The sequence below is a fragment of the Catellatospora sp. KI3 genome (genome assembly GCF_029948125.1).
Lineage (GTDB): Bacteria > Actinomycetota > Actinomycetes > Mycobacteriales > Micromonosporaceae > Catellatospora.
On sequence record NZ_JASAMB010000023.1, the window covers coordinates 105,591 to 120,046 of the forward strand.

11 protein-coding genes are annotated in these 14,456 nt (G+C 71.3%); 9 read left to right on the forward strand and 2 right to left on the reverse strand.

The features are described from left to right. Positions 1–19: 19 nt before the first annotated feature. Genes QEZ54_RS29605 through QEZ54_RS29635 form a run of 7 tightly spaced genes read left to right on the forward strand, consistent with a single transcriptional unit; the run spans position 20 to position 8,901 of the window. The gene (locus tag QEZ54_RS29605; protein WP_281308022.1) at positions 20–1,750 is read left to right on the forward strand and encodes a Wzz/FepE/Etk N-terminal domain-containing protein; all 1,731 of its coding nucleotides are present in this window, start codon (positions 20–22) and stop codon (positions 1,748–1,750) included. Beyond that, on the forward strand, positions 1,747–2,754 hold the full coding sequence (locus tag QEZ54_RS29610) for a DUF3048 domain-containing protein (RefSeq protein WP_281308023.1): 1,008 nt from the start codon (positions 1,747–1,749) through the stop codon (positions 2,752–2,754). The genes QEZ54_RS29605 and QEZ54_RS29610 overlap by 4 nt, the downstream gene beginning before the upstream one ends. After that, positions 2,751–4,181, forward strand: coding sequence for an O-antigen ligase family protein (locus QEZ54_RS29615; protein WP_281308024.1), 1,431 nt, complete (start codon positions 2,751–2,753; stop codon positions 4,179–4,181). The genes QEZ54_RS29610 and QEZ54_RS29615 overlap by 4 nt, the downstream gene beginning before the upstream one ends. Beyond that, positions 4,178–5,404: a hypothetical protein gene (locus QEZ54_RS29620; protein WP_281308025.1), complete on the forward strand. Its 1,227-nt coding sequence runs from the start codon at positions 4,178–4,180 to the stop codon at positions 5,402–5,404. The genes QEZ54_RS29615 and QEZ54_RS29620 overlap by 4 nt, the downstream gene beginning before the upstream one ends. Then, positions 5,394–6,260 (forward strand): sulfotransferase domain-containing protein, encoded by an 867-nt coding sequence (locus tag QEZ54_RS29625; RefSeq protein WP_281308026.1) that lies wholly within the window; start codon positions 5,394–5,396, stop codon positions 6,258–6,260. Before QEZ54_RS29620 ends, QEZ54_RS29625 begins: the two co-directional genes overlap by 11 nt. Beyond that, entirely contained in the window at positions 6,257–7,891 is a 1,635-nt protein-coding gene (locus tag QEZ54_RS29630) for a polysaccharide biosynthesis C-terminal domain-containing protein (RefSeq protein WP_281308027.1), read from the forward strand. The genes QEZ54_RS29625 and QEZ54_RS29630 overlap by 4 nt, the downstream gene beginning before the upstream one ends. Further along, entirely contained in the window at positions 7,888–8,901 is a 1,014-nt protein-coding gene (locus tag QEZ54_RS29635; protein WP_281308028.1) for a beta-mannanase, read from the forward strand. Before QEZ54_RS29630 ends, QEZ54_RS29635 begins: the two co-directional genes overlap by 4 nt. 73 nt (positions 8,902–8,974) lie before the next feature. Here the strand turns inward: QEZ54_RS29635 and QEZ54_RS29640 are convergent, their stop codons facing one another. Together QEZ54_RS29640 and QEZ54_RS29645 are read right to left on the reverse strand one after the other, a co-directional pair. Then, positions 8,975–10,480 carry a sugar transferase gene (locus QEZ54_RS29640; protein ID WP_281308029.1) on the reverse strand — a complete coding sequence of 502 codons (1,506 nt, stop codon included), beginning with the start codon at positions 10,478–10,480 and terminating at the stop codon, positions 8,975–8,977. Positions 10,481–10,744: 264 nt separating this feature from the next. Then, positions 10,745–11,911: a homogentisate 1,2-dioxygenase domain-containing protein gene (locus tag QEZ54_RS29645; RefSeq protein ID WP_281308030.1), complete on the reverse strand. Its 1,167-nt coding sequence runs from the start codon at positions 11,909–11,911 to the stop codon at positions 10,745–10,747. Positions 11,912–12,021: 110 nt separating this feature from the next. Between QEZ54_RS29645 and QEZ54_RS29650 the strand changes: the two genes are divergently transcribed. Together QEZ54_RS29650 and fahA are read left to right on the forward strand one after the other, a co-directional pair. Continuing rightward, a complete protein-coding gene (locus tag QEZ54_RS29650) occupies positions 12,022–12,855 on the forward strand; it encodes a hypothetical protein (protein WP_281308031.1) in 834 nt (277 codons plus the stop codon). Further along, entirely contained in the window at positions 12,852–14,027 is a 1,176-nt protein-coding gene (gene fahA / locus QEZ54_RS29655; RefSeq protein ID WP_281308032.1) for a fumarylacetoacetase, read from the forward strand. Before QEZ54_RS29650 ends, fahA begins: the two co-directional genes overlap by 4 nt. The last annotated feature ends 429 nt before the right edge of the window (positions 14,028–14,456 follow it).

Here is a 14,456-nt window from a genome sequence, read left to right on the forward strand (position 1 = left end):
TTGTGAACAAGGGGAGCACATGGCAACGAATTCACCCTCGGTGCAGACGGCATCCATCGGTGACTACGTCGGATGGCTGGTACGCCGCTGGTGGCTGGTCGCCTTCACCCTGTTCCTGGGCGGCGTGGGCGGCCTCGTGGTCGCCGCCGTGCAGGAGAAGGTCTACGTGTCGGAGACCAAGGTCCTGGTGATGCAGGTCGGCCTCGACACCACCGTGAAGGTGAACCTGGACACCGAGTCGCAGGTCGTCAGCTCCACCACCGTCGCCGAGTCGGCGCAGCACCTGCTGAACAGCTCCACCCCGGTCAACGAGCTGATCGAGCGGGTCGCGGTGACCGTGCCGGCCAACACGTCGGTGCTGGCGATCGCCTTCGAGGCGCCGACCGCCGAGGAGGCCCAGGCGGGCTCGCAGGCCTTCGCGCAGGCGTACCTGGACCAGCGCGCCGCCGACGCGAACAAGAACATCGAGGTGCAGATCGCCTCGCTCAAGGACGAGATCTCCGGGCTGACCAAGCAGCTCAACGACGTCGCGGGCCGCATCGCCGCGCTGGTCGGCAACTCGGTCGACAAGCAGCAGGCGATCCAGCAGCAGCAGATCCTGACGCAGCAGATCAACACGCTGAACAACCGGATGATCCCGCTGCTGGCCGCAGTGGTCAAACCGGGCAGCATCCTCTCTGCCGCCACGAAGCCTGACTCTCCGGCCAAACCGGACATGAAGCTGTACCTCATCAGCGGCATCGGCATCGGCCTGCTGCTCGGCCTGGCCGGCGCGCTGGTGGTCGACCGCCTCGACAGCCGGATCTACAACAGCCGCCAGCTGCCCTACCGCGTCGACGTGCCGATCCTGATGGAGCTGCAGCGCGGCCGGGACAAGACCGCCGTCGCCGACGCCGCCACCCACCTCGGCCGCGAGTTCAGCCTGCTGCGCAACACGCTGCGCGTCGCCGCGGGCACCGCGCGCGGCGGCCGCCCGTCGCCGACCGACGCGCTGCTCATCTGCGGCGCCGCCCGCGGCGGTGCGGTCGAGTTCGTGGTGGCGAACCTGGCCGCCGCGTTCGCCCGCTCCGGGGAGCGGGTGGTCGTGGTCTCCACCGACCCCGAGTCCTTCCTGCCCGGCATGCTGGGCGTCAACGCCTCCGTCGGCCTCGGCGACGTGATCGCCGGGACCGCAGACGTGGACCGGGCGCTCACCAAGGTGCCGACGATGCACAACGTGTCGCTGCTCACCCCGGGCCACCTCGACCCGCGCGTCGAGCTGCCCGTCGCGGTCGTCTCCCAGCTGCTCGTCGAGCTGCAGGAGCGGGCCGACCGGGTGCTGCTGGCCACCGCTCCGCCCAGCAGCGCGGTCGACGCGCAGGCGCTGAGCGAGATCGCGGCGGCGGTGCTGCTGGTCGTCGAGACCCGCGCCGCGCGCATGGACGACGTCGAGTCCTCGATCGAGCAGATCGCCCGGGTTCAGGGCGCGCTGGCGGGCCTGCTGGTCGTGCGCAACCCGCGCGCTGCCCGCAACACCCGCAAGTTCCGCGCGCCCAAGCCGGTGCCGGCCCAGCTGACCGCGCCCCAGCCGGCCAAGCTGCCGCCGGTGCGCGACCACGACATGACGATGGTCATGGACCGGGTGCCCGCCGCCTCCGAGGAGTTCGAGCCGATCGCCTTCTGGCAGCCGGGCGCGGACGAGAACGAGACGCAGCCGGTGAGCGGCAAGAGCCACAGCGGCACGGGTCAGTCCTCGGCCGACGTGCGATGAGCCGGACGCTGCGGGCGTACACCGGGGTGCTGGCCGCCGTCACGCTGCTGGCCGCCGGCTGCTCGATCGACGACCCGACCAAGCCCGGCGGCGCCCCCAGCGCCCAGCCGACCTTCAGCCTGCCCTCGCCCGCGGCGGCGCTGCCCCGCGCACCGCTGACCGGGGTGGAGACCGACGAGGCGTCCGCCGCCCGGACGTCGGTGCTGGTGCCGATCGAGATCGGCACCGGCGCCGCCGCGCCGGTCGGCCTGGACAAGGCCGACCTCGTGGGGCTCGAGTACGCCGAGGGCAGCCTGCTGCGGGCCACCGCGGTGTACCAGTCGCAGGCCGCCGCCAAGGTCGGCCCGGTCGCCGCGGTGCGCCCGACCGACCTCAAGCTGTTCAACCAGCTGCGCCCGTTCGTGGCGCACGACCACACGGTGGCCCAGGGCTGGCTGGACACGCTCAAGTCGACGAACCTGCCCGCGGGCACCCCGAGCACCCGCAAGGCCGCGTTCACCACGGTCTCCGGCCGGGTGTACGCGAACGCGGCGAGCCTGCAGTCCCCGACGGCGTCCGCCAGCGCGCTGCCCTCGGCGCTGTTCCAGCACGCCCAGCGGGGCGAGTCGCTGGCCGCGACCGGCCTCGACGCCGTCACGGCGGTCACCGTGCAGGTGGCCGGGCACGCGACGCTGACCTGGCGCTTCGACGAGGCCACCAAGCGCTGGCAGACCACCGTCGGCGGGGTGCCGGTCGCGACGGCCAACCTGGTGCTGATGACGGTGCCGTACAAGAAGAAGCAGGTGAACGCCCTGCACCGGACCGTTTCGCTGGCCGAGATCGGCGGCACCGGCACCGCCCGCGTGTTCGGCGCCGGACAGGTGGTGACCAGCACCTGGAGCAAGGTGGGCGGGCTCGACTCGGCGCTCAACCTGCTCGGCCCGTCGCAGTCGCTGGTGCGCCTGGCCACCGGCCCGACCTGGGTGCTGCTGCTGCCCGCGACCGCCAAGGTGACCGTGTCGTGACCACCGCCATACCCTCCCGCTCGCCCGAGCCGGACTCGTCGGTCCGCGCCGTCGCGGCGGCCCCGACGCGGGCACTGGCCGCGCCGCCGCTGCTGGGCCACCGCGCCCGGCAGCGCGACCCGATGCCGCTGCGCGAGTGGGCCCTGTTCGCCATGATCGTGCTGTACCCGGTCGGCTGGCTGCTCGGACTCACCCTGGTCTGGATCCCGCTGCTGGCGGTCCCGATGGCGCTGGAGCTGTTCCGGCGCGGCCGGGTGAAGCTGCCCGCCCCGTTCGCGCTGTGGGCACTACTGATCTTCCTGGGGCTGGTCAGCTCGACCATGCTCGGCACCCAGCCGCCCGACGCGCTGCCGCCCGAGATGAGCATCGGCCGGATCCTGGCCTACGTCCAGCGCATGTCTGACCTGGCCGCGGCCGGGGTGGTGCTGCTGTACATCGGCAACCTCACCGAGCGGGAGCTGCCCACCAAGCGGGTGGTGAAGATGCTCGCCGGGCTGTTCGTGGTGCTGGTGGTCGGCGGCATCGCGGGCATGGTGCTGCCGCGGTTCGCGATCAGCACGCCGCTGGCCGAGGTGCTGCCGAAGTTCCTGATGAGCAACGGCTTCGTCCGCTCCTCGGTCAAGATCGAGCTGTCGCAGTGGCAGAGCATCCTGGAGGAGGCGCCCCGGCCGCGTCCGGCGGCGCCGTTCCAGTACACCAACACCTGGGGCCAGTGCCTGGTGCTGCTGCTGCCCTGGTTCCTCATCGCCACGCTGCACAACACCAAGTCGCTGTGGCGGCGCTTCTGGGCGATCGGCGTGCTGGTGCTGTCGATGGTGCCGACCGTCTTCTCGCTCAACCGCGGCATGTGGGTCGGGCTGGGCCTGGCGGTGGCGTACCTGACCGTCCGGCTGGCGATCCGGGGCAGTGTGCTGCCCGTCGTCGGGGTGATGGTCGGCGTGGCCCTGGTCGGCATCATCACGCTGACCACCCCGCTGGGCGACACGGTGATGGAGCGGATCAACACCCCGCACTCCAACGAGGGCCGGGCCTCGCTCAACGGCGCCGCGGTGACGGCCGCGCTGGGCTCGCCCATCATCGGGTACGGCGGGCAGGCGGAGACCATCGGCAGCGAGCGCTCGATCGCCATCGGCCAGAGCGCCAGCTGCGAGCAGTGCGGCAACCGCGACATCGGCAGCGACGGCCAGCTCTGGGCGCTGCTGATCACGCAGGGCTTCGTGGGGGCCGCCCTCTACATCGTGTTCTTCCTGTGGATGGGCTGGCGGTTCCGGCGCGAGCACTCCTGGATCGGCATCGCGGGCGGCCTGGTCGTCCCCCTGTCGCTGTGGTTCATGACGATCTACAACTCCGGCGGCATGACGCTGGTGATCATGATGGCCGGTCTGGGCCTGATGTGGCGCAACGCGACGACGAAGGCGTATCGGTGAGCGAATACCTGCACGAACTCGGCCGCCTGCTGGGCGGCGACGGGGCGTCCGGCGAGGTCTTCGTCGGCCGCGGCGCGCCCGGCGCCGCCGAGACCTACACCGTGGTGCCCAACGCGGGCTCGCCCCGGCTGCTGGTGCCGCACGGCGACCGCCGCGCCGCCAGCGCCGCGATCAGCCACACCAGCGCGCCCCGGTCGGCCAAGGACCGGCTGCGCCAGCGGGTGCTGTCCGGCGTCTTCGCCACCGGCGTCGGCGGCCTGGTCTTCCGGGACCAGGTCGCGGTGCGCCGCGGCGGCACGCTGGCCGAGCACCTGAGCGAGGTGGTCGGCACGCCGGTGCGGATGAGCGTGCGCTTCGGCCCGCCCCGCGCCAACCGCAAGCCGGTGCTCCAGCTGATCGACGCGAACGCGCACACCGTCGCGTACGCCAAGGTCGGCGTCAACGAGCTGACCACCCGGCTCATCCGGGCCGAGCACGCGGCCCTGGCCGACCTGGCCGACCGCGACCTGGCCCCCGCGCGCATCCCCGAGCTGCTGCACTTCGGCCCGTGGGGCGACGCGACGCTGCTGGTCATGAAGGCGCTGCCGGTATGGCACACCGAGGGCGCCCGGCTCGACCCGGCCGAGGCCACCGTCGCCGCGATGCACGCACTGGCCCGCGTCCGCGGCGTCGACGCCGCCCGCTTCGGCGGCAGCTCCTACGCCGGTCGGCTGGCCGCCCAGGTCGACGCGCTGGGCGAGCGCCCGGCCGCGCACCTGATGCGGGCCGTGCTCGCCGCCTGCGCCGGCGCCGAGCTGGCGTACGGCTGCTGGCACGGCGACTGGAACGGCGGCAACATGTCGATCCGCGGCGGCGAGGTGCTGCTGTGGGACTTCGAACGGTTCACCGCCGACGTGCCGGTCGGCTACGACGTGCTGCACTTCGAGCTGCACGAGGCGGTGACCGTGCACGGCGCGGTCCCGGCTGTCGCCGGGGCCGAGGTGGCCGCCCGCGCGGCCGAGCTGCTGGCACCGTTCGGGGTCGACGCCGACGTCGCCCCGATGGTGGCGGCGCTGTACTTCACCGAGATCGGCAGCCGCTACCTCGGTGACCGGCAGGACGGCTTCGGCACGCCGATGGGCCGAGTGGACGAATGGATCCGACCGGCACTGGCCGGACTGGGAAGAGACTGGGCGGCTCTGGCGGGGAAGAGCCCGGTGGGGGAGGAAAACGATGGCGAGTAGCCGCGTACGGAAGATCCTGTCGCATCAGGCAGGGGTGCTGGCCCGCTCGGCGGGGCGGTTGACGGCGGACCGGCGGATGACCCCGTCGTTCCTGATCGTGGGGACCCAGCGGGGCGGCACCACGTCGCTGCACAAGGCGCTGGCGCAGCACCCGTCGTTCCTGCCGGCGCGCTTCCGCAAGGGCGTGCACTACTTCGACATGGACTACCAGCGGGGGCACCGCTGGTTCCTGGGCCACTTCCCGAGCCGGGCGAAGGCGGCCCGGCTGGCGCAGGCCTCCGGGCACCCGACCATCACCGGCGAGGCCAGCCCGTACTACATGTGGCACCCGCTGGCGCCCGAGCGCATCGCCAAGGACCTGCCCGGCGTGAAGCTCATCGTGCTGCTGCGCGACCCGGTCGGCCGCGCCTACTCGGGCTGGTCGCACGAGTACGCCCGAGGCTTCGAGACAGAGACCTTCGAGCGCGCGGTCGAGCTGGAGCCGCAGCGGATGGCCGGCGAGCGGGAGCGGATGAAGGCCGACCCGAACTACCACAGCCACGCCGTGCGGCACCTGGCCCACCTCGGCCGGGGCGAGTACATCGACCAGCTGCTGCACCTGGAGTCGCTGGTCGGCCGCGAGCGGCTGCTGGTGATCGACAGCGAGGACTACTTCGCCCAGCCGCAGGCGGTCTTCGCCGACGTGTGCCGGTTCCTGGGCATCCCGGACGTGGCCGGCATCGTGCACGACCAGCACAACGCCCGCTCCCGCACCCCGATGTCGGACGAGCTGAAGCAGCGGCTGGAGGAGCACTTCGCGCCGTACGACGAGCGGCTGGCCGCCTGGCTCGGGCGCACGCCCAGCTGGCGCCGATGAGCACCGAGGCCCCCGCCCATCAGGCGACGTACGGCGTCGACCGCGGGCGCATCATGCGCACCGGCATCTTCAACCTGGTGGGCGCGGGCGTCTCCGCGGTCGCCGGGCTGGCGCTGACGGTCGTGGTGACCCGCGGCTTCGCCGCCGACGTCGCGGGGGTGCTGTTCAGCCTCACCTCGGTCTTCCTGATCCTGTCCGCGGCGGCTGTGCTCGGCGCGGAGACGGGCGTGGTGTACCTGCTCGCCCAGCAGCGGGTGACCGGCGCGACCGACCGGATCGGGGCCACGGTGCGCGTGGCCGCCGCGCCGGTGGCCGCGGCGAGCATCGTGCTGGCGGCCGGGCTGTGGTTCGCCGCGCCCTGGTTCGTCGCCTCGACGCTGCCCGACGCCCCGTCCGGGACGGTCGCGGCGGTGCGGGTGTTCGCGGTTTTCCTGCCCGCCTCGGCGCTGACCTCGGTGTTCCTGGCTGTCGGCCGGGGCCTGGGCACCACCCGCCCGCTGGTGCTGGTGGACCGCGTGCTGCGCCCCGGCATGCAGCTGGTCGGCACGGCCGCGGTGCTCGCGGCGGGGCTGACAGGTTCGGTGGCCCTGGCCCTGGCCTGGGTCCTGCCGTACGCCCTCGGCGTGGTCATCGCCCTGGCCTGGTCGGTCCGGCTCCAGCGCGGCGCGGTGCGCGGCGGTCCGCGCCCGCAGCCGCCGGTCCGGGAGGACTGGACGCGCTTCTGGCGCTACAGCACCCCGCGCGCCGGCACCGGCCTGGCGCAGCTGGCCCTGCAGCGCCTGGACGTGGTCCTGATCGCCGCGCTGCGCGGCCCGGTCGAGGCCGCGCTCTACACCGCGGCCACCCGGTTCCTGGTGATCGGGCAGCTCGGCGGGCAGTCGCTGGCGACGGCGGTGCAGCACCGGTTCTCCGGGCTGCTCGCGCAGGACCGGCACGACGAGGCCAACCAGATGTACAAGATGACGACCACCTGGCTGATCACGCTGATGTGGCCGTTCTACCTGCTCTGGGCGATCTTCGGCGCGCAGCTGATGGCGGTCTTCGGCGACGGTTACGCCGCCGGGGCCACCGCCGGCCAGGTCGGTGTGGTGCTGTCGCTGGCGATGCTGGTCGCCACCGCCTGCGGCATGGTCTCCACGGTGCAGGAGATGGCGGGCAACACCGGGGTCGCCTTCTTCCAGACCATGCTCGCGCTCGCGGTGAACGTGGTGCTGGACCTGATCCTGATCCCGCGGCTGGGCATCCTCGGCGCGGCGCTCGGCTGGGCCGCCGCGCTGCTGCTGAAGAACCTGCTGCCGCTGGTGCAGCTGCAGGTGCGGCACCAGCTGTCGCCGCTGTGCCGGGCCGGGTTCATCGCGATGGGGTCGGCCGTGGGCTGCTTCGCCGCGATCCCGCTCGCGGCGCGGGCGGTGCTCGGCGACCACGTGCTGGTCGACCTGGCCGCGGTGCTCGTCGCCGTGGTCGCGTACGCGGCACTGGTCTGGTACAACCGGCAGACGCTGCAGCTGGCCGGGCTGCGGGGGCTGCGCCGCCGGGGCGGGAAAGCGGCGCGCGCGACGGAACCCGAGTCCGAGCCGGAGAGTCTGTCGCTGGGGGATGCGGCGGTTTCTGGGGAGAAGACACTGCGATGAGGAAAGCGATTCCGGCGGTCGGGCTGACCTTGGCCCTGACCGCGGGCCTCGGCGCGTGCGCGCCGGGCAAAGACAACGATGTCGCCACGCGGACGCCGCGTCCGCGCAGCACCGCCAACGTGATGCCGCCGCCGTCGACAGGGCCGTTCGCCACCACGGGCCGGGGACCGGAGGTGCCCGACGACGGCGCCTGGTTCGGCGCGTACGTCGACGCGCCGCAGCGCACCGGCGACCGGCTCGACGCGATCGGCGCGTTCGAGCAGTCCATCGGGCGCGAGCTGACGATCGCCCACTCGTTCCACCCGTGGCGCGAGGACTTCCCTTCGACGTACGACTACGAGCTGGTGCACCGCGGCAAGCTGCTGCTGCTGTCCTGGGCCGGCACCGACACCCGCTCGCTGCTGACCGGCGTGTACGACGACGAGATCCGCCGCCGCGCCGAGGCGGTGCTGGCGTTCCGGGCGCCGATCCTGCTGCGCTACCGGTGGGAGATGGACCGGCCGAACCTGCAGCCGGTGGTGCACTCGCCGGAGGACTTCATCGCCGCCTGGAAGCACGTCCGGCAGATCTTCACCGAGGTCGGCGCGACCAACGCGGGCTGGGTCTGGTGCCCGCACGCCGACGGCTTCGTCGACGGCCGCGCCCAGCCCTACTACCCGGGCGACGACCAGGTCGACTGGCTCTGCGCCGACGTCTACCCCGACGCGGAGATGCCCACCTTCACCCAGTTGATGGCGCCGGTGATGGACTTCGCCCGCCAGCACCCCCGGCCGCTGATGATCGGCGAGTTCGGCGTGGAGAAGGAGGGCGAGGGCGAGCGGGCCGCGTGGTTCGACGACATGCGCCAGGTGCTCAGCGGCCAGCCGCAGATCAAGGCCGTCGTGTACTTCCACGGGCGGACCGACAAGAAGCCGTTCTACGACACCACCCTTGAGGGCGAGCCGTCGGCGGTGGTGGCGTTCCGCCAGCTCGCGGCCAGCGACTACCTGTCCAGCAACCCGTTCAACTGAACCGCCCGATCCCGTATACGCCGAGGGCGTCCGAGCCGGCCTGGCTCGGACGCCCTCGGCGTATGTCGTGGGTTCAGTAGGCGCCGGAGGAGCGCAGCACCGCGGTCAGCGTGCGCAGCAGGATGACCAGGTCCAGCGTCAGCGACCAGTTCTCGACGTAGCGCAGGTCCAGGCGCATCGACTCGTCCCAGGACAGGTCAGCGCGGCCGGACACCTGCCACAGGCCGGTCAGGCCCGGCTTGACCACCAGGCGCCGGTGCATGTCGGCGGGGTAGCTGACCACCTCGCTGGGCAGCGGCGGGCGTGGTCCGACCAGCGACATCTCGCCCCGCAGCACGTTGATGAGCTGCGGCAGCTCGTCGACGGAGTAGCGGCGCAGGAACCGACCGATCGGGGTGACGCGCGGGTCGTTGCGCATCTTGAACAGCACGCCCTCGCTGCTCTCGTTGAGGTGCGTCATCTCGGCCAGCCGCGACTCCGCGTCGATGTACATCGAGCGCAGCTTGAAGATGGGGAACTCCTTGCCGTTCTGGCCCACCCGGATCTGCTTGAAGAAGACCGGGCCGCGGCCGTCGCGGGGCAGCCGGATGGCCAGCGCGCAGAACAGCAGCAGGGGAGAGAAGGCGAGCAGCAGCAGGGCCGCGCCGACCCGGTCGACCGCGTCCTTGACCAGGTGCCGGGCGCCGGAGAAGCGCGGGTGGTCCAGGTGCAGCATGGGCAGGCCGTCGGCCGGGCGGATGGTGGTCCGGCTGTTGGCGACGTCGATCAGGGCGCTGGCCACCATCAGGTCCACGTTGGACTGCTCGAGCCGCCAGGCCAGGCGGCGCAGCTCGGCGCCGGCCAGCTCCGGGCAGGTCAGCACGACCACGGTGTCGGCACCGGCGTCGCGCACCACCGCCGGGACCTCGCGGATGGTGTTGTAGACCCGGATGCCCATGTCGGCCAGCGGGGTGCCCGGCCGCAGCACCGGCACGCACGCGGCGACGACGCCGAGGCCGTGGTAGCGCTCGTGGCGCAGCTGCCGGGTCAGCTCGATGACCGAGCTCTCGTGGCCCACCACGACCACCCGGCGCAGGCACTTGCCGTCGGCCCAGGCGCGGTGCAGGCGGCGGCGCAGCAGGTAGCGGCTGACCAGGCCGAGGAACGTCACGATCGGCACGGCGATGACCACGTAGCCGCGGTTCACGCCGAGGTGCAGCGTGTACGACCCGAGGCCGATGCCGGCGGCGAGGATGAGCCCGCTGCGCAGCACCCGCTGGTACTCGTCGTTACCCACGAACAGATAGCGGCGGTCATAGGCGCGCGTACAGAACAGCGTCACGATCCAGGCGATCGGGACGGCAAGGCTGAAGTAGAGGTACTCGTCGAGTTCCGTACGCCCGAAGATGAGCCGCAGCGCCACCAGCGCCGCGACGAGGCCGACCGTGGCGTCGACGAGCAGCAGGCTCTTGATGTACCGGGACTCCCATCCGGTGCGGGCGCTCACCTGCGGCTTCACCGAGGCGGTCCCCACGGCGGCCTTGCGCACGGGCGCAGTCGCCGCCGACGGCGTCTTCGCTCCGACTTGGACGGTAGTCACTGTCAGCTCCCCACTGAGAGTGCCGGTCTTGCAGATACCCGTCTATGAACTGGCGACATGAGCGGCCGAATTCATCTGCGAGTCGTCATGATGCTACTTAACATCTATGTCTGGAACATTAAAAGTAAGGCTTTGTCACTTACCGGACGGCTAGCCGAGGGCTTGGGTAGTACCTTCGGTTGAATGGCACTAGGGCGTTAGACGGGTCCGATTAGTACGAACCGTCCAACGCCCTAAACGTCGGTGACGCGCTCTGTCAGTGCGTCACGCCGGTGGTCGTCCCGACCACGTCCAGGCATACCCGGGATCTTCGCAGGAAAGCCCCGGCTCGCACAGGTCCAATGGGCGGAACGTGTCCACCATGACAGCCAGTTCGTCGAAACGCTCAGCCCTGATCGACCGTTCGGCCGCCCCGGGCTGCGGTCCGTGGGTGAACCCCGACGGGTGCAACGACAGCGAGCCCTGCGCGATACCGGATCCGCGCCGCGCCTCGTAATCCCCGCCGGTGTAGAAGAGGACCTCGTCGGAGTCGACGTTGTGGTGGTTGTACGGCACCGGTATGGCCAGCGGGTGGTAATCCACCTTTCGCGGCACGAATGAGCAGATCACGAAGTTCGGCCCCTGGAAGGTCTGGTGCACCGGCGGCGGCTGGTGCAGCCGACCGGTGATCGGCTCGAAGTCGTGGATCGAGAACGCCCACGGGTACAGGCAGCCGTCCCAGCCCACCACGTCGAACGGGTGCTGCGCGTACACGTGCCGGGTCCAGCCGCGCCGGTGCTGCACCAGCACCTCGACGTCGGTGCCGTCGACCAGCAGCGGCCCGGTCGGCCCGCGCAGGTCGCGCTCGCAGTAGGGGGAGTGCTCCAGGAACTGGCCGCGCACGGACAGGTACCGCTTCGGCGGTCCGATGTGGCCGGTCGCCTCGATGGCGAGCAGGCGGACCGGCCCCTGCGGCACCAGCCGGTGCACCACCGACGTCGGAATGATCACGTAGTCGCCCGCGACGGCGTCGAGCACGCCGAAGACCGATTCGACCCGGAGCGTGCCGTCCTCCACGTACAGGCACTCGTCGCCGACCGCGTTGCGGTACAGCGGAGAGGGGGTGTCGGCCAGCACGTACGAGATGCGGACGTCCTCGTTGGCGAGCAGGTGCTGCCGCCCGAGCACCGGGTCGGCACCGGTGCTGTCCAGCTTGTGCGGCTGCAGGTGCCGCGGCTTGAGCGGACGGTTGGGCAGCCGGGTCCAGGCCGGCGGGTCGAACTCCTCGGCGGCGACGATCGCGGTCGGCGCGTGCCGGTGGTAGAGCAGCGACGAGTCGGATGAGAACCCTTCCTGCCCCATCAGCTCCTCGGCGTAGAGGCCGCCCTCCGGGGTGCGGAACTGCGTGTGCCGTTTCCGCGGGACCTCGCCGACGCTGCGGTAATACGGCATGACGACCTCCTGGTGTCGCTTTTAGGAGCGGTGTCCACTTTACGAATTGATCCGTCCGATAATCGGACGCACTTGTCCGCTCTATGTAGCGTCCATTAGATTGACTGATCATGTCAACGCCACCGTTGCTGGCTCAGCTGCTCGACGACGCCGCGGTCTTCCCGCCCGGCAGCGCCGCGCTGCCCGACGCGGTGTCCGCCCACCGCGTCCACCGCACCGCCTGGTACGCGGGCCTCGTCGGCCCGCTGCTCGTGCCCGCCTCGCAACTGGGCCAGCTCGCCCCACTCCTCACCCCCGGCGAGACGCTGGCGGTCGGGGTCATCGGCGACGGATCACTGGCCGACTGCTTCGCCGTCCCCCCGACGGGCGTGCGGGTGGTGCAGGTCGAGGCCGCGATGGCCCGGCGCGGCGAAAACCCGCTGCCCGTGCTGTCCTCCTTCACCGCACTGCTGCGCGAGCACGACCTGCGCGGCTTCGCCGAGATCCCGCTGGCCTGGGGCCTGCTGGCCGCGCTCGACACGCTGGCCGAAGCCCGCACCGGCGGCCTGGACGTGTCCGCCAAGTTCCGCACCGGCGGTCTGGCCGCCGAACTCTTTCCGACCCCTATGGAGCTCGCCGCGGTGATCATCGCGTGCCACGAGCGACAGCTGCCGTTCAAGCTCACCGCCGGGCTGCACCACGCCATCCGGCACACCGACCCGGAGACCGGCTTCACCCATCACGGCTTCCTCAACGTGCTCGCCGCGGCCTGCGCCGCCGCGGACGGGTTGGAGGTCACGGAGGTCGCCGGGCTGCTCGCCACCACCCAGCCGCTCACCCTGATCGAGGCGGTGCGCACGCGCCGGTCCCGGCCGCGGCCGCTGTGGTGCGGGTTCGGCACCTGCAGCATTCCCGAACCCCTCGCCGACCTGCAAAAACTCGGACTACTGGACGGAAGCGCATGACCTGGGTGCCCGGAGCCGCCGGCAGCGGATTCGATCTCGACCACCTCCCCTACGGCGTGGTCGTGCCCGCCGACGGGCGGCCCCGGTGCGCCGTACGCATCGGGGAGCTGGCGCTCGACCTCGACGCCGCCGAAGCCGCCGACCTGCTCCTGGCCGCCGGCAGCCTGCGCGGACCCAACCTCGACGCGTTCCTGGCGCTCGGACCCGCGCACTGGGCGGCCGTGCGCGAGCGGGTGACCGAGCTGCTCGGCGACCCGGCCCACCGCACCGCGGTGGAGCCTCTGCTCATTCCGCTGGACCAGGTCACCAACGTGCTGCCCTGGACCGTCGCCGACTACGTGGACTTCTACTCCTCGGAGCACCACGCGTCCAACGTCGGGCACATCTTCCGGCCGGGCCAGCCCCCGCTGCTGCCCAACTGGAAGCACCTGCCCATCGGCTACCACGGCCGCGCGGGCACCGTCGTGGTCAGCGAGACTCCGGTGGTACGCCCCAGCGGTCAGCTCGCTGCGGGTGTCTTCGGCCCGTCCCGGCGCCTGGACATCGAGGCCGAGGTCGGCTTCGTGGTCGGCGTCGGCTCGGAGCTCGGCCGGCCGGTGCCCTGGTCCCGGTTCGCCGACCACGTGTTCGGAGTCGTGCTGCTGAACGACTGGTCCGCGCGCGACATCCAGGCATGGGAATACCAGCCGCTCGGGCCGTTCCTGGGCAAGTCGTTCGCGACGTCGGTGTCGGCCTGGATCACGCCGCTGGCCGCCTTCGGCCCGGACGCCTGGGTGCCGGCGCCCGAGCAGGACCCGGCGGTGCAGCCGTACCTCGACGACGACCGCCGCGCACTCGACCTGGCCATCTCGGTGGAGTGGAACTGGCAGACCGTGGCCACGCCGCCCTTCCGCACCATGTACTGGACCCCCGCGCAGCAGCTGGCCCACCTCACCGTGAACGGAGCGAGTCTGCGCACCGGCGACCTCTACGGCTCGGGCACCGTGTCCGGGCCGGAGCGGGCGCAGGTCGGCTCGCTGCTGGAACTCACCTGGGGTGGCCGGGAACCGGTGTCGCTGGCAGGGGAGGAGCGCACGTTTCTCGTCGACGGAGACACCGTCGTGCTGCGCGCCCGGGTCGGAGACATCGAACTCGGTGCCGTCGCGGGAACTGTTTTCCCAGCTCAGAGCTAGTGTGACGGCGGGCACCTACCCCCGATTTGCCAGCTCAACGGGGGCCCGCGTAATGTTCTCTCTGCCAGCGCGGAACGGACAAAACACGCGAGCGAAGAGCTCAAGTAGAAGTCCGGAAAGCGCGGGACATTCGGGTGGTGCGGAACTTGCTTTCGCGAAACCGACCGAGTAAGGTACTACGAGCCGGCAACGAGCCGGGCGGATGAAGTCGCCAAGACCAAGTCTTGATGCGGATGTCCGGCCGGGTTGCAGGTTCTCCCCCCACGAAAGATCACCACCTGGTGGTGTCTGTGTGCGGGGAAAGGAAATCTGCAAAATCGATTCCTGTAGATACTGAACTTTCAGGAAATTACAGGTTGACACGGAGCGGAAGACCTAGTAAGCTGGATGAGTTGCCCCAAACGGGATCTCACATAGTGAGACGAAGTT

Coding starts and splice junctions, on each gene's coding strand:
- QEZ54_RS29605 (WP_281308022.1), top strand. CDS start 20: ATGGCAACGAATTCACCCTCGGTGCAGACGGCATCCATCGGTGACTAC.
- QEZ54_RS29610 (WP_281308023.1), top strand. CDS start 1,747: ATGAGCCGGACGCTGCGGGCGTACACCGGGGTGCTGGCCGCCGTCACG.
- QEZ54_RS29625 (WP_281308026.1), top strand. CDS start 5,394: ATGGCGAGTAGCCGCGTACGGAAGATCCTGTCGCATCAGGCAGGGGTG.
- QEZ54_RS29630 (WP_281308027.1), top strand. CDS start 6,257: ATGAGCACCGAGGCCCCCGCCCATCAGGCGACGTACGGCGTCGACCGC.
- QEZ54_RS29635 (WP_281308028.1), top strand. CDS start 7,888: ATGAGGAAAGCGATTCCGGCGGTCGGGCTGACCTTGGCCCTGACCGCG.
- QEZ54_RS29645 (WP_281308030.1), bottom strand. CDS start 11,911: ATGCCGTATTACCGCAGCGTCGGCGAGGTCCCGCGGAAACGGCACACG.
- QEZ54_RS29650 (WP_281308031.1), top strand. CDS start 12,022: ATGTCAACGCCACCGTTGCTGGCTCAGCTGCTCGACGACGCCGCGGTC.
- fahA (WP_281308032.1), top strand. CDS start 12,852: ATGACCTGGGTGCCCGGAGCCGCCGGCAGCGGATTCGATCTCGACCAC.